This is a genomic window from Sinorhizobium kostiense, from assembly GCF_017874595.1.
In the GTDB taxonomy this organism is placed as follows: Bacteria; Pseudomonadota; Alphaproteobacteria; order Rhizobiales; family Rhizobiaceae; genus Sinorhizobium; species Sinorhizobium kostiense.
This window is the reverse complement of record NZ_JAGILA010000007.1, coordinates 338,534-356,350: the sequence shown is the minus strand read 5'-3', so window position 1 is coordinate 356,350 and position 17,817 is coordinate 338,534. Positions and strand designations below refer to the sequence as shown.

General features: G+C 63.0%; 14 protein-coding genes. 7 read left to right on the top strand and 7 right to left on the bottom strand.

Annotated elements, in window-relative coordinates:
- Window positions 1–130 precede the first annotated feature (130 nt).
- The gene (locus J2Z31_RS23255; RefSeq protein WP_209605066.1) at window positions 131–1,111 is read left to right on the top strand and encodes a flagellar biosynthetic protein FliO; all 981 of its coding nucleotides are present in this window, start codon (window positions 131–133) and stop codon (window positions 1,109–1,111) included.
- 367 nt (window positions 1,112–1,478) lie between these two features.
- Here J2Z31_RS23255 and dksA read toward each other — a convergent pair whose 3' ends face one another.
- The gene (gene dksA / locus J2Z31_RS23250) at window positions 1,479–1,898 is read right to left on the bottom strand and encodes an RNA polymerase-binding protein DksA (protein WP_209605064.1); all 420 of its coding nucleotides are present in this window, start codon (window positions 1,896–1,898) and stop codon (window positions 1,479–1,481) included.
- Between the two features lie 491 nt (window positions 1,899–2,389).
- On the opposite strand from dksA, the gene J2Z31_RS23245 reads away from it, so the two are divergent.
- From J2Z31_RS23245 to J2Z31_RS23230, 4 genes are all read left to right on the top strand, one after another.
- Window positions 2,390–2,926: a SixA phosphatase family protein gene (locus J2Z31_RS23245; RefSeq protein ID WP_209605062.1), complete on the top strand. Its 537-nt coding sequence runs from the start codon at window positions 2,390–2,392 to the stop codon at window positions 2,924–2,926.
- A 244-nt stretch (window positions 2,927–3,170) separates the two neighbouring features.
- On the top strand, window positions 3,171–4,631 hold the full coding sequence (locus J2Z31_RS23240; RefSeq protein ID WP_209605060.1) for a YcjX family GTP-binding protein: 1,461 nt from the start codon (window positions 3,171–3,173) through the stop codon (window positions 4,629–4,631).
- A complete protein-coding gene (locus J2Z31_RS23235; protein ID WP_209605058.1) occupies window positions 4,628–5,704 on the top strand; it encodes a YcjF family protein in 1,077 nt (358 codons plus the stop codon). The genes J2Z31_RS23240 and J2Z31_RS23235 overlap by 4 nt, the downstream gene beginning before the upstream one ends.
- 86 nt (window positions 5,705–5,790) lie before the next feature.
- Window positions 5,791–6,345 (top strand): hypothetical protein, encoded by a 555-nt coding sequence (locus J2Z31_RS23230; RefSeq protein ID WP_209605056.1) that lies wholly within the window; start codon window positions 5,791–5,793, stop codon window positions 6,343–6,345.
- Window positions 6,346–6,426: 81 nt separating this feature from the next.
- Here J2Z31_RS23230 and J2Z31_RS23225 read toward each other — a convergent pair whose 3' ends face one another.
- The 4 genes from J2Z31_RS23225 to folP all read right to left on the bottom strand — a co-directional run bounded on the left by J2Z31_RS23225 (window position 6,427) and on the right by folP (window position 8,724).
- Complete coding sequence (locus tag J2Z31_RS23225; protein WP_234939601.1) at window positions 6,427–6,864, bottom strand: alpha/beta fold hydrolase; 438 nt, start codon at window positions 6,862–6,864, stop codon at window positions 6,427–6,429.
- 112 nt (window positions 6,865–6,976) lie between these two features.
- A complete protein-coding gene (gene folK, locus J2Z31_RS23220) occupies window positions 6,977–7,501 on the bottom strand; it encodes a 2-amino-4-hydroxy-6-hydroxymethyldihydropteridine diphosphokinase (RefSeq protein ID WP_209605052.1) in 525 nt (174 codons plus the stop codon).
- Complete coding sequence (gene folB / locus J2Z31_RS23215) at window positions 7,488–7,859, bottom strand: dihydroneopterin aldolase (RefSeq protein WP_209605050.1); 372 nt, start codon at window positions 7,857–7,859, stop codon at window positions 7,488–7,490. The genes folK and folB overlap by 14 nt, the downstream gene beginning before the upstream one ends.
- Before the next feature lie 4 nt (window positions 7,860–7,863).
- Window positions 7,864–8,724, bottom strand: coding sequence for a dihydropteroate synthase (gene folP, locus J2Z31_RS23210; protein ID WP_209605048.1), 861 nt, complete (start codon window positions 8,722–8,724; stop codon window positions 7,864–7,866).
- Window positions 8,725–8,882: 158 nt separating this feature from the next.
- On the opposite strand from folP, the gene J2Z31_RS23205 reads away from it, so the two are divergent.
- Window positions 8,883–9,512: a DUF922 domain-containing Zn-dependent protease gene (locus tag J2Z31_RS23205; RefSeq protein ID WP_209605047.1), complete on the top strand. Its 630-nt coding sequence runs from the start codon at window positions 8,883–8,885 to the stop codon at window positions 9,510–9,512.
- Between the two features lie 534 nt (window positions 9,513–10,046).
- On the opposite strand, the gene J2Z31_RS23200 is transcribed toward J2Z31_RS23205, so the two are convergent.
- Together J2Z31_RS23200 and J2Z31_RS23195 are read right to left on the bottom strand one after the other, a co-directional pair.
- Window positions 10,047–10,367, bottom strand: coding sequence for a 2Fe-2S iron-sulfur cluster-binding protein (locus J2Z31_RS23200; RefSeq protein ID WP_209605045.1), 321 nt, complete (start codon window positions 10,365–10,367; stop codon window positions 10,047–10,049).
- A gap of 220 nt (window positions 10,368–10,587) precedes the next feature.
- The gene (locus J2Z31_RS23195) at window positions 10,588–10,956 is read right to left on the bottom strand and encodes an Hpt domain-containing protein (RefSeq protein WP_209605043.1); all 369 of its coding nucleotides are present in this window, start codon (window positions 10,954–10,956) and stop codon (window positions 10,588–10,590) included.
- Window positions 10,957–11,457: 501 nt separating this feature from the next.
- Between J2Z31_RS23195 and J2Z31_RS23190 the strand changes: the two genes are divergently transcribed.
- A complete protein-coding gene (locus J2Z31_RS23190; protein WP_209605041.1) occupies window positions 11,458–17,535 on the top strand; it encodes an apolipoprotein A-IV repeat region-like domain-containing protein in 6,078 nt (2,025 codons plus the stop codon).
- Window positions 17,536–17,817: the final 282 nt, after the last annotated feature.

Below are 17,817 nucleotides of genomic sequence, written 5' to 3'. Positions count from 1 at the left end.
GAGATAACAGCAAAAAGCGTCTCTGCGGAAGCGAAGCGGTCAATTCACAGGGAATGTCGGACAAGCGCTTGTACCGGCCCGAAAAAAGCCGTCAATTGCTGCCAAGCGAGCGACAAAAGGAGTTGAGTGCATGATGGAAACGCTTGTCGGGGACAACGGGAGCCGATTCATTATCGCCGCCGGAGCCGTCGCCATCGGTCTACTTTGCCTCGTGGCGGTACTCTGGATCATGAGGCGCAGACCATCCTCTCCCTTTGTGCGCGGCGGCAGGAACAGGCAGCCGCGGCTTGCCGTGCTGGATGCAGCCGCCGTCGACACGCGCCGACGGCTCGTGCTCGTGCGCCGCGACGACGTCGAGCATCTGATCATGATCGGCGGCCCGACGGATATCGTCATCGAAAGCCGCATTGTGGCCGATACGGCGGAGGGGCCGGGCAGCACCCGCCCCGCCGAGCCGCAGCGGAAGGCCGAGGCTGAGCCGACTGTCGAGGCGCCGATTGCGACAGGTCCGGAGGTGAAGCCGCAAAGCGTCGCAAGGGAAACCGTCGCCGCCGGATCCGTTACACCCGCGCGACAAGAACCCGCGCGGGCGCCGCCCCCCCGGCCGGCTCCCGAGCCCGCGCCGGCCCCGACTGCGGAGCTGACGGCGGTTCCGCGGCCCGCTCCGGCAACACAGCCAGCACAGCAGCCCGCCTTCGCCATACCGCAGGCGCCGGTCCCGGCCGGGTCGGTTCCCTCCATGGCCGAATTGCGACGGCAGATGTCCATGGTTCCCGGTGACCGCATGACTCCGATTGCGAGGCAGGCAGAGGAAGAGCGGCCGGCACAACCGGGGCCTACGGAGCCGAGGCCAACGGTGCAGCCCCAAGCCGTCCTGGTCGCTTCCGCCGACAAGAGCGCGGATTTCGAACGCATGCTTGACGCGGAGATCAGCAGCGATCTGCAGCGGCTGGCTCCCACGGTCACTCCAAGGCCCCAGGTCCGCCCGACGGCGAACATCCGCCAGGAACCCGCGCTTGGCGTAGCACCCGCAGAGGCCAGAAAGGAACCTTCGATCGACGAGGAGATGACGCGGATGCTCGCCGACATCTCCGCCGGCCGCAAGCCCTAGCGCATCGACCGGAGAATCGTACCCGATTTTGGGAAAGCATAGCGTGTAGAGTCAAAGACTTGCAGCGTCCAGTTCACCCGCTCAGCGCGCTACACGGCGCTGTAGAGCCGTTCACCGGTGAAGCGTTTCCCGTCGGGCGCCAGTCACCCGCAGTTCACAGTCGGCGCCGGTTCGACGCCAACTGGGCCGCCACCCGCATGTCGTAGCGCAAGCGAGGCCTGGAACTGCCGCATGTCGCTGCGATGATGCCGCCGGGATACTGGTCGCCCGGTCCTGCACAATACCGTCGGCACTCACCAGAAATCCTGGGACCAACAAAAACGGCGCGGTCAAAGCCGCGCCGTGGAAAATATCGAAGTTTGAAGGGCTACTCGTCGCGATAGACTTTTTCCCGACGCTCATGGCGCTCCTGCGCCTCGATCGAAAGCGTTGCGATCGGCCGGGCGTCCAGGCGCTTCAGGCCAATCGGTTCGCCGGTCTCCTCGCAGTAGCCGTAGGTGCCTTCATCCAAGCGCTGCAGAGCAGCGTCGATCTTGGCGATAAGCTTTCGCTGGCGATCCCGGGCGCGCAATTCGATGGCCCGGTCTGTTTCGGAGGAGGCACGGTCGGCGAGGTCTGGATGATTGGCGCTCTCCTCTGCCAAATGGTCCAGTGTCTCGCGAGCTTCTCTAAGGATATCGTTTTTCCAGGCATTCAGCTTGGCGCGAAAATAGGCCCGGTGGTTGGCATTCATGAATTCCTCGTCCTCGGAGAGGACGTAGCTACTAAGATCGATCTTCTCACTCAACGCGATTCTCCTGAAGAACATCTCATTGCGGCGGTGTATAGACCTATGGAAGCCTTGATTCAAGCCTCGCCGCCGACAATGAAACGCATTTTCGCAATGCCTCTTTCCCGGGCTAACCGACGAATTTTTCATCAAAATTTCACACAATGACGTGACCGCCGCATTTCCGTCTTCCACTGGAAATTGCGCCTCCCCAATAAATCGCTTGCGGTCTTGCGAACATGTCTCGGGCGTTTTCAGTTGCGACGCCTAATACATGTCAAGCGTCATTTTCGCTTCACCCGCGTGGGCAGGAATTTTTCGGAAAGGCTTTGATCTTTGCAGCCGCCGCAGGAAAAGGTTACCGGCTCGATTGCCGCCCCAATAGCGCCGCGCGTCTATCACACGCACGGTCGCTGTAGCACTTTGATCACTGAATGTCTTTGTTCTTAAGTCGAGGTCGATTTAAGGAGATATGCAGTAGCCTCGAACGAACAGCAGCGGATGCATCAATGCAAAGCAACATCGTCCCGGCATTCCGCCTTTTCCTCCTTCGTCACGCCCGCTCCGGCTGGGCTCTGCCGGGGCAGCGAGATTTCGATCGCACGCTTGACGCCCGCGGCTATGCCGAAGCGCAATTGACGGCTGAGGCCGCGGCCGCGCGCGGCATACGCCCGGCGCTTATCCTCTGTTCGACCGCAACGCGCTGCCGCCAGACCGCCGAGCCCCTCTGCCGCACGCTGGGTGTAGATACCGACATCCTTTATATGGACGAGCTTTATACCGGACCGGTGGGTTTCTACAGGAGCCTGGTGGCGGCTCACGCAAGCCGAGCTTCCCTGATGCTCGTCGGGCACAACCCCATGATGGAGGAACTGTTGTGCCAGCTCCTCGCCGATGAAGTGGCCGCAGCCGCTCTGGGGGATGGCTACCCACCTGCCGGCCTGGCCACTATCGATTTCCCCGCGCGGCCGATGCCAGGCGGCATTTGGATGGGGACGCTTTCGAGCCTGTGGGTGCCGCAGGCGGAGGCAGCCGAAGGGCAATAAACCACCTCGGCACGTTCGGCGGGGCCGCTGCCTATCGGATCAGGCGGTTCGCCTTCGGTGAGATCGCCGCACGCATCGAGGCCCTGATCGAGCGACGCATCGCGAACGCCTCATGTCGTCGATGTCATTGAGTCGCCGGAAGGATCTCCTATATCGCGGCGACATGCGGCACGAATGCGTGTAACTCTGGCGAATACCGGCAACGACGCTCCAATCGATAGGCATTTCCCAAGGACAGAGACACTTGGCGTCCATTCTCACCAGCTTCAAAGATGATGCCCTGATCGCAATCGACACTCTCGCGGATCGTGCCGCCGGGCTCGTCAATCCCGCCGTGCGTCTTGGCGTCACCGGCCTTTCACGGGCGGGCAAGACCGTGTTCATCTCCTCGCTTGTGCACAATCTGCTGAACGGTGGTCGCCTGCCGCTATTCGAGCCCGTCCGCTCCGGCCGAGTCTTCAAGGTTCGCCTCGAACCCCAGCCCGATGATGCGGTTCCGCGTTTTCAATACGAGGATCATATTGCCGCGCTTGTGCGCGACCGGGCCTGGCCGGATTCGACCCGGGCAATCTCACAACTTCGCATCACGCTCGATTACGAGAGCGCAAGCGGCTGGAACCGGATCTTTGCTCCCGGGCGGCTATCGATCGACATTGTCGACTACCCTGGTGAATGGCTCTTGGACCTGCCGTTGCTCGAACAGGATTTCCGGCAATTCAGCGATGCCACGGTCAAGCGGGCATGCTCAGGCAGCCGCGCCGCCTTGTCGCGTGAGTGGCTCGCCCTTGCTTCGTCCATCGAAGCTGAAAGCACGGCCGACGAGGCCAAGGCGCGCCGCCTCGCCGAGGGCTTCACGGACTACCTCAAAGCCTGCAAGGACGACCATCGCTCACTGTCGACATTGCCGCCGGGACGTTTCCTGATGCCCGGCGATCTCGAAGGTTCGCCTGCACTTACCTTCTCGCCCCTCCCCGACCTCCCCAAGGGCAAGCCGCCGAAAGGTTCGTTCTGGGCGATGATGGAGCGCCGCTACGAAGCCTACAAGACGCATGTGGTAAATCCCTTCTTCCGCGAGCACTTCGCCCGCCTCGACAGGCAGATCGTGCTCATCGATGCGTTGCAGGCCATCAATCGCGGGACAGAAGCTGTGCAGGATCTCGAGCAAGCCCTCGTCGATGTCCTCGCCTGCTTCCGGCCCGGCACCAATTCGTGGCTCTCGTCCTTTCTCACGCGACGGATCGACCGGGTACTGATCGCCGCTACCAAGGCCGATCATCTGCACCACGAGAGCCACGACAGGCTGGAGCGGATAACGGCACGCCTCGTCAGCCGCGCGGCCGAACGTATCGGCATGAGTGGCGCCGGCCTCGAGGTCATGGCGCTTGCATCCGTCCGCGCGACGCGCGAGGCGACGGTGAACCAGGGCGGCCACGCCCTGCCCGTAATCGTAGGTACGCCGCTATCCGGCGAAAGGATCAATGGCGAGATCTTCGACGGAGAGACAAAAACGGCGATATTTCCCGGAGACTTGCCCGAGAATCCCGATGTTCTGTTCGAGGATTCGGCTCAGTCGCTACCGGAACTGAATTTCGTCCGCTTCCGCCCTCCGCATCTGGAAGAAACGCGCGGCGGCCTGAAGCTTTCCGTACCGCATATCCGGCTCGACCGGGCCATGCAGTTCCTGCTGGGAGACCGCCTCGCATGAATGACGACTTCAAATACCGCCGCCGCAGGCCGGCAGCGTTTTCGGTCGAGCACGATGAGCGACCGGAACGGGTCGGGTCAAGCCAGCGTGGTCCGGCAAGTTTCGGCGACCAGGTGATCATGACGCCCGATGCGGAGGACCCCTTCATAGCGACCACTGCGGCCGTGGACGCGCTCAATCCGCCCGAGGCGAAACCCGGGCGCAGGCGCCTGTCCTTCGGCAAGATCGCCTTCGGCGCGGCGGCGATCCTTTTTTCCCTGGCTGTCGGCGTCTGGATCGATCGCCTGGTGCGCGATCTCTTTGCACGTACCGACTGGCTTGGCTATGCGGCGATGACGGTCGTGGCCGTCGGCGCCCTCGCCTTTCTGGTCGTCATCGTCCGCGAACTCGCGGGCATGATGCAACTGACCGCGATCCAGAGGCTGAAAACCGACATCGCTCAAGCGGCGGAACAGGGCAACAGCAAGGTCGCGCGGGGTGCAATTTCGCGGCTCGTCCATTTACTCGCCGCCAATCCCCGGACCGCAAGAGGCCGGACGCGGCTCGCGGAAACCGAAGGTGAGATCATCGACGCGCCACATCTCATCGAACTGGCGGAACGCGAGCTTTTGGCACCGCTCGATCGTGACGCCCGCCGAGTGATCCTCGCCGCGTCGAAACGCGTTTCGATCGTCACCGCCGTCAGCCCTCGGGCGCTCGTCGATCTCGGCTATGTTCTCTACGAATCGGCCCGGATGATTCGCGCCATGGCGGAGCTTTATGGCGGTCGCCCGGGCACGCTCGGCCTCTTAAGACTGATGCGGGACGTTATCGCCCACCTCGCCGTGACGGGGTCGATCGCGGTGGGCGACAGCCTCATCCAGCAGGTCGTCGGGCATGGGCTCGCTTCGAAGCTGTCCGCTCGGCTTGGCGAGGGCGTGGTAAACGGCCTCATGACCGCCCGCATTGGCATTGCGGCGATGGACCTGTGCCGGCCGATGCCGTTCCGCGCGCTCAAACGCCCGGGCATCGGCGATTTCCTCGCCGATCTGGCGCCGGGCTCGGCGAGATTGGAGACCTCAGGAGACCGGTGAAACGCGCAGACAAAGAAACCATCCGTTAACCATTTTCACGCAAATGTGGTAACCAGATTTCGGACGCTCACCATCAAGGATCGTTTATGTTCTTGCGCCCTTCTTTGATCGTTCGCGGCGTTGCCGCCAGCGCGCTTGCAGCCGTTGCAGTCGGCCTCGCTTCGCCTGCACATTCCGGCACCCGCGACAAGGCCTTCTTCGAGAGGGTTGCCGGCCAGTGGAAGGGCCCGGGCGAAATCGTCGCCGGTAAATACAAGGGAACGAAATTCACGTGCGACCTGAAGGGCGAACCGACCTCGGGCCGCGAGGCTGGAATAAAGCTCGACGGCTTTTGCCGCGTCGGCGTTTTCAAGCAGCCGATGTCGGCGATGATCACGCAGAAGGGCGGCAAATACGGCGGGAAGTTCCTCGACGGCGCGGACGGTCAAGGCCTCGATATCGTCTCCGGTAATGTCGCGAACGACAAGGTCGTCGTCGGCATCAACCGCAAGAAGCTCAACGGCGCGATGATTGCCCGTCTTCAGGACAGCGAGACGATGAACATCACCATTTCAGTCAAGGTCGAGGACACCATGGTCCCGGTCATCGGCGTCAGCCTCAATAGGCAAATGGACAACATCGCCGTCGGCTCTATCAAGTAAGTTGCTTCACTCCCAACGCGATGAGCCGCGGATCAGCTGTTCGGCTGGGTAGCGTCAAGCTGCGGAACCCGGTTGCACCCGTCAGCCTAGGAAGTTCGCGACCCTCGCAAGGCAGAGGTCTCGCGCGGGTCCGTCGGTACCGTAGAAGTCGTGCCCGGCCCCGGAAATGACGTACGTCTGCACATGCGAGCACGTGCCCCATGCGTCGGCGGGCCGGTTCCTATCCTTTTCGCCGAAAACAGCCAGGACAGGAATTGGTACGGCGGCGGCGCTCACCAGACGCAGTCGGGTCGAGGAAATACAGATCAGGCGATCCACCGAGAGACCGAGAAGCACGCTCTGCCACAGAACCATTCCGCCTGCGCTGTAGCCGAGCGCCACGTCGGCGTGCTCCGCCAGATCGACAAGGTGCCTGGCAGCCCGCGCAAACCCGTCGCCGTCAACGAGACGCCTGTGCAACGTTTCGCCCGCGCAATCCACGCCAACCAGTTCGGACAGGCTGACGGTGCGGACAATCATTTGCCTGCGGCTGGACAACCGGCGCGACAAGCAATCGGCGAAACCGGGCCGGCCATGAATGTCCGTCACAACCAGTAGACGCATAACCGCCTTAGAGATCGAGAGTTGCCAATCAGTCGAACTTGCGCCACCAGTCCACATCCCCGTCGGCGATTTCTATTCCCCCAACGTCCGCCTCGCCGAGCCACTCACCGACGGTCCGACCCTCAACCTCGAGATCCGCAGCGAAATCGGCAAGCGGCATCAACACGAAGCCGCGCTCGACCATGCGCGGATGCGGCAGTTGCAGGAGTTCGCTTGCAACACTCGCCCCCTCGAAGGTCAAAAGGTCGATATCGATCGCACGCGGGCCCCAGCGCTCCTTGCGCACACGCTTCATCAGCCGCTCGATTTCGAGGCAGGCATCGAGCAACGTCTCGGGATCCAGCGTCGTCTCAACCTCGGCACAGGCATTGAAGAACCAGTCCTGGTCCGTCTTGCCCCACGGCGGAGTTCGGTAAAGCCTCGATACGGCGACGACGCGACAATCCGGCCGCTCGTCGAGAGCCCGCAGCGCGTCCGCCATCGCCCGGCGCGGCTCGCCGATGTTGCCGCCGAGACCGAGCGTCGCGCGGCGCCAATTCTTATCCGGCGACATGCTCGACCGTGACTTCCACATAATCCAAAATGCCCGGAACCGGGGCATTCGGCTTGCGGATGGAGACTTTCGCACGCCTGACCTGCTGGAAACGGGCGCAAAGCGTTTTCGCAACCTCCAGCGCCAGAGCTTCTATCAGATAGCGCCTGCGTCCGGTGACGATCCTCTCAATTTCCGCAAAGGCGATGCCGTAGTGGACGGTGTCGTCGATGCAATCCTCTACAAGTGCGGTACCCTGCTCGACTTCGAGTTCCGCGTCGACGAAGAATCGCTGCCCGAGGAACTCCTCCTCGTCGAGAACGCCGTGGCGGGCAAAGAAGGCGCAGTTCTTCAGCGTGATCGTGTAGGTCGCAGTCATGACTTCATGTCCCGTCGGCTGATCTTGCCGCCAGCATAGCATCCGCGACCACCAGCGCATCCCTGTTGATTGCGACATCATGCACCCGAAAAATCGCAGCCCCCGCAGCTCTGAGAAGCGCCGTCGTCGCCGCAGTCCCCACGTCCCGATCCTGGGCCTCACGGCCGGTTGCCGCGCCGATGAAGCGCTTGCGCGACGTGCCCACGAGGAGTGGCGCTGCAAACCGGTGCAGTTCGCCGAAACGCGCCATTATCTCAAAATTCTCGCCCGTATCCTTGGCGAAACCAAAGCCAGGATCGAGCACGATCCGGTCGCGGCCGACACCAGCATCGGCGGCTATATCGAGCGAGCGCTGGAGGAAATGAAACTGGTCTTCGATGACGTCGGCGAGTTTCTGGCGATCGCGTCCGGTATGCATGATGCAGAGGCCCGCTCCGGTCCTTGCTGCAATTTGCGCGATTGCCGGTTCCCGCTGGAGGCCATGCACGTCATTGACGATATGCGCGCCGGCCTCGACGGCGAGCCGCGCCGTCTCGGCCCGGTAGGTGTCCACCGAGATGAGCGCATCTGCCCGGACTGCAAGCCGCTCGATCACCGGAATAATGCGCGCCTGCTCCTCCTCCGCGCTGATCGGAGTAGCGTCGGGACGGGTGGACTCGCCGCCGATGTCGATGATCGCCGCCCCCTGCTCTATCGCATGCAAGGCAGCCGCCACAGCACTCTCGACGTCCATCAGGCGGCCGCCGTCGGAAAAGGAATCCGGCGTGACGTTGACGATCGACATCAGCACGCCCCGTGGACCCAGTTCGAGACTGCGCCCATGCGCCAACTTCCAGTGGAAACTCTGAAAAGGATCGTAGGTCATCTTGCGACGGTCCTTGGTATCTATGGGCGTCTGCTCAGCCTGACCGGAATGGGAAGCTGCACCCGGTTCACGACCTAGCTCGAAGGAGCCGATTTTCTGTTGCGCTCGCCTCGGCTATGCCCCAAGCTTGGACGAAGTTCAATCGAAGAGTACCGCCGATGTCGCGAGTGCATGTATCGCTGAAAGCCGCCATGATCGCAGTGCTCGTCGGCTTTCCGCTCGAGAGCGCCTCGGGTGAAACCGTTTTCAGCAAGAGTATCTCCTACTTCGCGATCGGCGGACGCACGGCGGCGGAGCTCGACAAGGCACTCGCAACAGCCGGACCGATGATGAAGTCCACCGGCACGCGTCACCCAGGCGCAACGCGCATCAAGTTCGGCGGTACGATAACCTACGTCAGCCGCGGCGGTCGATGCGCAGTCGGCTCGGCACGGGTGACGCTCAGCACGCGTATCATTTTGCCGCGCTGGAAGTATCGCAATCAGGCAAACAGCGATCTGGCACTCGTCTGGGATACGCTCGCGTCGGACATCAAGCGCCACGAGGAGCGCCATGCGGAGATTGCCCGCAATCACGCCCGCGAGATGGAAAAGGCATTTCTATCGCTCAAACCGGAAGCCGATTGTGAGCGGATGCAGGCCCGCGTCACCGAGGTGAGCGCACGGGAAGTCGAGAGCCATGACAAGGATCAGGCGCGTTTCGACCGGACCGAAGCGGCGAATTTCGACCGCCGCATGATCCGGCTGCTGCAACACCGGCTGGAAACACTGAAGAAATCTGCCCGTTGACCTTTCCCGAATAAATGAATGGCCAGCGCATGGATCCGCACTCGGGCAGCGCAAAAACCCACAGTATTTTATTGGCAGAATCTAATGATGGCGGCGGGCTGCCGACTCAGCTATATTCCTCCTATGAAATGGGCGATGAAGCTGAAGATCAACCGCCCGTCGACATGGAAATTTATTTGCAGGTCGAAAGTAACGCTTTGCTCTTGAGCATCGACCTGAATCGAAGCTTGGCGTCATTGCTCCGGGTGGTTAAGAATATCCCTCAAGCGATGAAGCAACGCAGGTTCTCCTGGCGTGTCCTGGTGCAGCAGATGCTCCCTCCCTCATCTGCATGCGATGCGCCCCCCTTGCCTCGCTTGTCATTGGACCAGCGAGGCATTTTTTGTGCGGACCTTCAGACTGGCGCCGCGCGTCAATTCAGGGCGCGGAGAGTTGCTGTCGCGGGTTTGAAATCGCTCGAGGTCGCTTTTAACTCGAGGTCGCTTTTAAGGAGACATGCAGCAACCGGCAGCCGCCTATACAACGTCGAGCAACTCACGCCTGTCGTTCAGGCACGTGAACAACCAGGCCGTCGAGGGCCTCGCTCATCTTGATCTGGCAAGACAGACGCGAGGTCGGACGCACGTCATAAGCGAAGTCCAGCATATCTTCTTCCATTGCCTCCGGAGGGCCGACGGCGGCCGCCCAGGCCTCGTCGACATAGACATGACAGGTGGCGCAGGCGCAGGCGCCGCCGCACTCGGCCTCGATGCCTGGCACAGAATTGCGGACCGCATTCTCCATGACCGTGGAGCCGTTCTCGACATCGAGTTCGTGGCGCGCGCCGTCAAAGGCTACGATCGTAAGTTTTGTCATTTCTCGTTCCGGATTGGTTTGATGGATCAGCCGGCAATTGCGAGAGCCTGCGGTGCAGGCGTCGCAGCGCCCGAAGGTCTGGCCGCTTCTTCCAACAAATCCGCCAGCCAGTCAACACGAGGCTGATGGTTCTGGTCCGGGCACCGCCGACAGCGTACGGATGAGGAACGTGATCTATAGCGGCTTCCGGAATCGGCCAACGCTCTGGAGAACTCCGCTGTCAGCGGCAAAGTTTCAAAATGAAGAGTTCTGTTTCGAGAACGGCGGCAGCGAGTTCGCCCTGCAAGGTCGGATCCCCCGGCTGCGCCTCGATTGCGGCCGCAGCTTCCGCAATGCCGGCTGCCCCTATGGCGAGCGCTGCCCCTTTGAGCCGGTGAGCCGCCTCTTGGCGCCGCTCGACCGCTCCAGCCATGATTTCCGCCATCGCCTGGCGCGCCTGGCGTGCAAAGAGCCGCAGGACTTCCATCTCCAGCCCCTTGTCCCCCATTGTCTGATTGGCGAGGTGAGTAAAATTGATCGGCGTTCTTGCCGAAGGAATGGAGCGTCCGGTATTATCGGGCGCCTCGAAGGCCACCTTGAGTGCCGCCATGGAGTTTTCCTTTTCAGTAGCGCATTGCGTGACCGCACCGTTTTCAGACAGATACCATCGGCAGGCGGGGCTGCGATCGGCTTAAAGGGTGGCACAATCGGGGCAGAAATCTCCAGGAATGGTTAACGCTTGTTAAAGTGGCTGATTTCCTTGTGTTTCCGGGCCACCGCCCGTGGGCCTCATTAAGAAACCGTTAGGAATTTAGTGAATGCGGATTGCGCTTAATTGTAAGAACCTGGCTAATGTGCCACTACGATACGGTTAGGAGCAGGTCTGCATATGAAAATGGCAACTGTTCTGGTGGATAAGCTCAGGCGCCCAGTGTCCCGACGCGGCGTCTGGGGATAATCCATCGAGGCGATGCAATCGGTGATCCGTCAGGACTGCACGTGAGTTGCGATGCGTGTCTTGTCGTTACCGCCCTGTTCAGGATGTCTTATTGGCCCGCCTGCGGCGCCGAGGAGACGGCCATCAGTGGGCAATATTTGTGAGGCGTACCCAATGGCGACGAAGAAGAGCAACGAGTCGATCGACGAGAAGGCCTTCCAGGCTCTGGAAGCAGCGCTGAAGATCGACTTTGACGACCTGAAGTCGACCTTGAACGACAAGTCTTCGGAGACTGTGTCCGAGCCAAGCAGGAAAGCGGCTGCATCCGCTCAGGCACGCGCTGCGAAGCCCCAACAGGAAGTTCCCCGGACGGCGCACGAACCGGAGACCGCGCGCACCACCGCCTCCGAGCCGGCTGCCAAGCAGCCGCCGCTCTCGCCGGCCAACGACGATACCCGCAGATCCCCCGCCGCCGTGCTCCGTTCCTTCGAAGGGCGCGCCAACCGCGCGGCACTGCGCGTCGCCGGCGCCATATCCGCGGTCTGGGCGCTTGCCGGACTCGGGATAGCGCACCTGCTCTATGCGCCGCAAATCTGGCAAATTCGTTCGCTCGGCGATCTGGCGGCGGCGCCCGGCGCGATCGGTGTCCTGCTCGGCATCGCGCTGCCCGTCATGCTCTTCTTCTCCTTCGCGATCATGATCGCGCGTGCCCAGGAGCTGCGCAATGCGGCGCGTTCGATGGCCGAGGTCGCCCTTCGGCTTGCAGAGCCGGAAACGGCGGCGGCCGACCGCGTGATGACGGTCGGCCAGGCGGTGCGGCGAGAAGTGTCCGCCATGAACGAAGGGATCGAGCGTACGATCGCCCGCGCGACCGAACTCGAGGCCCTGGTCCATTCCGAGGTCAATGCGCTCGAACGCAGCTATAGCGACAACGAGATGCGCGTACGCACGCTCGTCCAGGAGCTCGGGCTCGAGCGTGAAGCGATCATCGGCCATTCCGAACGCATCCGCTCGGCGATTGCCGGGGCACACAGCCAGCTGAAGGACGACCTGGAACTTGCAAGCGAGGACATCGCCTCGCGGATCGCGGTTTCCGGCGAGGCCTTTGCATCGCTGATCGACACGCGCGCTGCGGCGTTAAGCGAAAAGTCGGATCACGCTCTGCAGACCATCGGAACCATGCTGTCCAGCCGCACCGACGCGCTGCTTTCCGGCCTGACCAGCGCCGGAACGACCCTCAGCAACGAATTCGACGCACGCCTCGACGCCCTTAGCGACACCCTGACAAAACGCGGTGAGCAGCTGCTAAGCCAGTTCGAAACCCGCGCATCCACCCTCGACACCAATACCGAAAAGCTCAATGCCGCGCTCAACGAACGCGCGCGCCAGTTGAACGAGACCCTAATTGCCCGCACGCGCGACCTTAACGAGAGTCTCAGCGTCGGCCAGCAGGCAATTGCCGGCGGCCTGGACGAGGTGCTGCAGTCGCTCAATGCGGCACTTGACGAAAAAGGAGCGAGCTTCCGCCAAAGCCTCAAATCGAGCGCCGATGACGCGATCATGGATCTCGACTTGAGAGGTGGCTTCTTCGAGGAGAAGCTGCAGACGACCGTCGGGCAACTGGCAAGCGCCTTCGACGAGCGGTTTCTGGAATTCGCGAACGCCTTCGACAAGCGGGCGAACATGCTCGACACCAAGCTGATGGAAAGCCTGCACCGCATCAACGAGACCGTCTCCGGCGGTGCGGACGCGATCGGAACCACCCTTGACGGCAGCATCGAGAAGATCGGTTCGGCGCTTTCAGATCAGTCGTTGACGTTGGCGACGGCGCTTGGCGCCACACAAGACTTCATCGAGGAGACGATCGGTAGCCGCACTGCGGAACTCAGCAATCTCGTCGGCGATGCCCACACCCGCATCGATAGCGTGCTTTCCGAAAAGACCGGTTCGCTCATGGGTGCGCTCAGGGACGCGCAGGAGCGGATCGAGGGCGGCTTCAGCCAGCGCGCGGATGCTCTTGCCGAAGCGCTCACGACCAGCCAGCAGCGGCTGACCGAAGGCCTCGACACGCGGACGTCCGCCTTCATCGAAGGCCTGCAGTCAGCCCATGCGCGCATCGAACAGACGCTCACCGGTTCCACCGACGAGATCACAAGTGCGATTGCCGCCAGCCAGCACCGGCTCGACAATACGCTTTCCGAGCGCACCGCCGCGCTCACGTCCGCGCTCTCCTCCGGTACCGGCGCGATCGAACTTGCCGTCGGCGACACGGCCGAGCGGTTGGAGCGTGTTCTCTCCGAGCGCGGGCAGGCAATTTCCAACTCACTCGGCAGCCAGTCGGCCGCCCTTGAAGGGGTGCTGTCCGAGCGCACCCAGGCACTCACCGATACACTCGCAAGCCAGACGAACACGCTGCAGGGCGTTTTATCCGAACGCAGCCGCGCCATCACCGACACGCTTGCGAGCCAGACTGCCGCACTCGACGGCGTGCTGGCCGAGCGCGCGGAACAAATCAACTCGACCATGTCGGCGCGCGCCCACGAGATGGCCGACTCGCTGAGCCGCCATGCCGAAGATGTCGCCGACAACCTCACCTTCCGTGCGATGGCGGTCGCCGAGACCATGACGGACCGCGTGGGCGAAATCGAAAACAAGCTGTCGCAGAGCGTATCCCAAGTCGCCGAAGATCTCGGCGGCCGCGTCAGCCAGATTGCCGGTACGCTGACCGATACGAGTGCTCGCATCGCGGAGGATCTGAGCAGCCGTGTCAGCAAGATTTCCGATGCGCTGACGGGCACCAGTTCCGAGATCGCCGAGGCGCTTACGGCTCGTACCTCGGAGGCGACGCAATCGCTTGCCGGCAAGGCGGCCGAGATCGAGCAGACGCTTTCCGGCAAGGCGGAGCACTTGCGCGATACGCTGGCAACAACCCACGACCAGATCCGCTCGACCCTCGACGACCGGATCACCGCTATCAATACCGCTGTCAGCCAGGGCCGCGAGCAGCTGGAAGAGCTTCTGTCCGACCAATCCATGGCGGTGGCAACGACACTTGCGACCAGTGCCAGCATGCTGGAGATGACGCTCGAGGAACGGCAAGCCGCGATCGCGGGCGCCATCGACCGCAGCACCGAAGCCCTGGATGCGCGCATGCGCTCGACGACCGGCAACATCGCGGAGCGCCTCGCCGAAACCGCCGACCAGATCAGCCTCGCCGCGGACTCGCTCACCCATCGCGTCGATATCTCGATCCACGGCATCAACAGCCGACTCGACAACACCGGCGCTCGTATCGAATCGAGCCTCGGCTCGCTCGAAGACCGCGTACGCGACAGCGTCAATACCGTCACCACCATCGTCGATGACACCGGCAGCCGGATCGAGACGACGATCGGCTCGCTCGAAGAGCGCATTCGCGGCAGTGTCGGCAGCGTCAACGCCGTTGTCGAGGATACCGGCGCACGCATCGAGTCGGGCCTCGGCTCACTCGAAGAGCGCATCCGCGACAGCGTCGGAAGCGTCAACACGATCGTCGACAGCGCGGGTCAGCGCCTTGCGGAGACCCTTGGCGAACGCGTCGGCGAGATCGACCGGATCAGCGAAGCGGCCGCAACCCGCATTTCCTCGGCGATGGAATCGGGCGCCGGACGGATCGAGGAGCGGCTCGGCACGATGGATCGGGCCCTCAACATCGGTCTTGAGAACGTCAATCGGACGCTTGAAGGCAAGGCGGCTGCACTCGTCACCAGCCTTCGCGGCGCGGTCGGCGATGCGACGCAGGAGATCGATGCCGAAGCTGCGCGCTCGGCGGAACGCCTGTCGAAAACCGGCGCGGATTTCGCAAGCACGCTTGCCGCACGCAATGCCGAATTCGCAGCTTCTCTCGAAGAGACCGCCTCGGCAACGGCCGCGCGGCATGCCGACCTCGCCCGCGCTATCACTGACGCGGCCGAAACGGCAACCTCCCGTCTCGCCTCGACTCATGACGAAGTTGCAAACCACACCCAGAACCTTGAGCAGAGCCTCACGGCTGCCGAGAAGGCGCTCGATGCGCGTGGCCAGTCGATCCGCAGCGCGCTCGATGAGAGCACCCGCGAGCTCAATTCGATGCTTGCCGGCCGCTCGCTCGAACTCTCCCGCCTGCTTGATGAAAAGGCGCGCCCGGTGATCGAGCAATATGCGGCGACCGGCAAGGAGGCCGCCGAGCGCATTGCCGCCCTCACCCACGAGAGCGCCGACCGCCTGCGTGCGGAAAGCGCCGCGCTCGTCAATGCCATCACGGAGCGGACCAGCGAAACGCTTGAAGCCATCTCGTACAGGGCCGAGGACACTGCCAAGGCCATGAAGATGGTCGAAAACCGTCTGCAATCGACGGCAATGGGGCTGATCGACCAGCTCACGGCAAGCAATTCGGCAATTGCATTGGTGGTCGAACAGGCAAGCAACAATCTCGGGGAGATGGATCAACGCCTCGAGGCAACCGCAGCCAAGTTCTCCGATTCGACACGGCAGGCGTCGGATATGCTGTCCACCACCACCCGCCTTATCGAAGGCAAGGTCGACAAACTCTCCGACATTTCAGCCTCCACCCTCTCCCAGGTCGCCGGTATCGTCGGTCGCTTCGACGACCATTCGAAAGTGCTCGGCCAGGCTTCGCAGCTTCTGGCTGCGGCGCAGTCGAACCTCGCCAGCACCCTTGAGGAACGGCAGGACGCCCTGCGCACGCTGTCCGTCGGCCTTGTCCAGCGCTCGGAAGAAATCGAGCGGACGATGCGCGCGCTCGAGGGTTTCGTCGATGGCGCATTCCAGCGCGCCGAGGAGCGGTCGAACCAGGTCGCAGGCAACTTGCGAAGTGGCATTCAGACCTCCTTCAACGATGTCGGCCGGCTGCTGTCGAGCACCGAGCAGCGCGCCGCGGAGGCCGCGGAGGCCATGCGCAATACTCTCGCCCAGGCGGGCGAGGAGGCTGCCGCATCGATGGAAGGCGCCTTCTCGCGCGCCGAAGAACGCTCACGCGAGATTGCGGACACACTGCGCTCCGGCGTGGAGGGCTCGATCAACGAGGTCAACAGGACCTTGTCCCAAGTCGAGAGCCGCGCGTTCAGCGCCTCCGAGGCTATGCGGCAGGCGGTTGCCAAGGCTGGCGATGAAGCCGGTGAGGCGCTTCAAGGCGCCTTCACCAGCGCGGAAGAGCGCGCAAATGAAGTCGCCTCCCGGCTACGCAGCGGCATCGGCGCCTCAGTCTCCGAGATCGAGCGCATGCTCTCGGAAAGCGGCAAGAAGTCGGATGGCGTTGCGACCCAACTTCGCGACGCCGTACGCCAGGCGATCGACGATGCGATCAACCGCTTCAGCGGCGCGACCGAGGACATCCGCCGCTCCGCCGGTGAAATCCGCAAGGAGCTGGACGCGACCCGCGAGGAGCTCAAGCGCGGAGCATTCGATCTGCCGGAAGAGGCCAAGGAGAATGCCTCGCTGATGCGGCGCGCCGTCGGCGAGCAGATCAAGGCGTTGCAGGAGCTCTCCGAGATCATCGGCAAGTCGTCGATGCAGCTTGAGGTGGCACAGCCCGTGCGCCAGCAGGCGGCCGCCGCAGCCCCGCCACCCGTCGCAGCACCTGCCCGCGCCGTTCAGCAGCCGGCGCCGCAGCCTGCCGCGCCGGTACAGCCGGCGGCCGAGCCGCCCGCGTCCAACGCTGCTCTTCGAGGCAGCCTTGGCCTGGAGCAGGCAACACGACCGCTGCAGCCTGCCCGCGCACCGGCTGTCGAGGAGCGTGCCGAGGAAGGCGGCGGCTGGATGCGCGACCTGTTGCGCGCCGCCTCCCGAGAGGAGGAGCCGCCGGTCGCGCGCCAGCGGCCAGCCGAAACCCAGCCGGTCGCCCGCCCGAGCGACAGCCGCAATCCGCGCCACGTGGTCGAGTCGCTCAATTCGCTGTCGGTCGACATTGCCCGGGCGATCGATCACGATGCCTCCGTCGAATTGTGGCGCCGCTATCAGCGGGGCGAGCGGGATGTCTTCACCCGTCGCCTCTACACCCTTAAGGGCCAGCAGACCTTTGACGAGATCAAGCGCAAATACGACCGCGAGCCTGAATTCCGCATGGCGGTCGACCGCTACATCGCCGATTTCGAGAAGCTGCTCGCCGATGTAGCGCGCAACGATCCCGAAAAGCGCATCACCCAGACCTACCTGACCTCTGATACGGGCAAGGTCTACACGATGCTCGCCCATGCCGCCGGGCGCTTCAGCTGACGGTAGACGCGCACAGCGACCCCTGGGCTTCCGATAAGGACCCGCGGCGCTGTAACCCGACGCCAAGCACAAACAGCCTCGTCGCAAGACGAGGCTGTTTGCTTTTTGCGGTCGCGTTCACCTGAACGGAGATCGATCCGCCGGCCGTCGCCAAGCCGCATGCTGAAAAGACGGGGCATTCGCGGTAATCTGTAGGCATGGCGTCGTGACGCCACGCCGCGGTGGCGCCGCCGCGTTTCGGATTTCAGCGCCGCGAATCCCAACGGGCGCGGTCGCTGCAGC

What these genes read in the sequence shown, in the direction of transcription:
- folK (WP_209605052.1), bottom strand. Translation starts at nt 7,501, where the DNA reads ATGTCGCCGGATAAGAATTGGCGCCGCGCGACGCTCGGTCTCGGCGGC.
- J2Z31_RS23225 (WP_234939601.1), bottom strand. Translation starts at nt 6,864, where the DNA reads ATGATTGTCCGCACCGTCAGCCTGTCCGAACTGGTTGGCGTGGATTGC.
- J2Z31_RS23255 (WP_209605066.1), top strand. Translation starts at nt 131, where the DNA reads ATGATGGAAACGCTTGTCGGGGACAACGGGAGCCGATTCATTATCGCC.
- J2Z31_RS23205 (WP_209605047.1), top strand. Translation starts at nt 8,883, where the DNA reads ATGTCGCGAGTGCATGTATCGCTGAAAGCCGCCATGATCGCAGTGCTC.
- J2Z31_RS23230 (WP_209605056.1), top strand. Translation starts at nt 5,791, where the DNA reads ATGTTCTTGCGCCCTTCTTTGATCGTTCGCGGCGTTGCCGCCAGCGCG.
- J2Z31_RS23200 (WP_209605045.1), bottom strand. Translation starts at nt 10,367, where the DNA reads ATGACAAAACTTACGATCGTAGCCTTTGACGGCGCGCGCCACGAACTC.
- folP (WP_209605048.1), bottom strand. Translation starts at nt 8,724, where the DNA reads ATGACCTACGATCCTTTTCAGAGTTTCCACTGGAAGTTGGCGCATGGG.
- J2Z31_RS23235 (WP_209605058.1), top strand. Translation starts at nt 4,628, where the DNA reads ATGAATGACGACTTCAAATACCGCCGCCGCAGGCCGGCAGCGTTTTCG.
- J2Z31_RS23245 (WP_209605062.1), top strand. Translation starts at nt 2,390, where the DNA reads ATGCAAAGCAACATCGTCCCGGCATTCCGCCTTTTCCTCCTTCGTCAC.
- folB (WP_209605050.1), bottom strand. Translation starts at nt 7,859, where the DNA reads ATGACTGCGACCTACACGATCACGCTGAAGAACTGCGCCTTCTTTGCC.
- J2Z31_RS23195 (WP_209605043.1), bottom strand. Translation starts at nt 10,956, where the DNA reads ATGGCGGCACTCAAGGTGGCCTTCGAGGCGCCCGATAATACCGGACGC.
- J2Z31_RS23190 (WP_209605041.1), top strand. Translation starts at nt 11,458, where the DNA reads ATGGCGACGAAGAAGAGCAACGAGTCGATCGACGAGAAGGCCTTCCAG.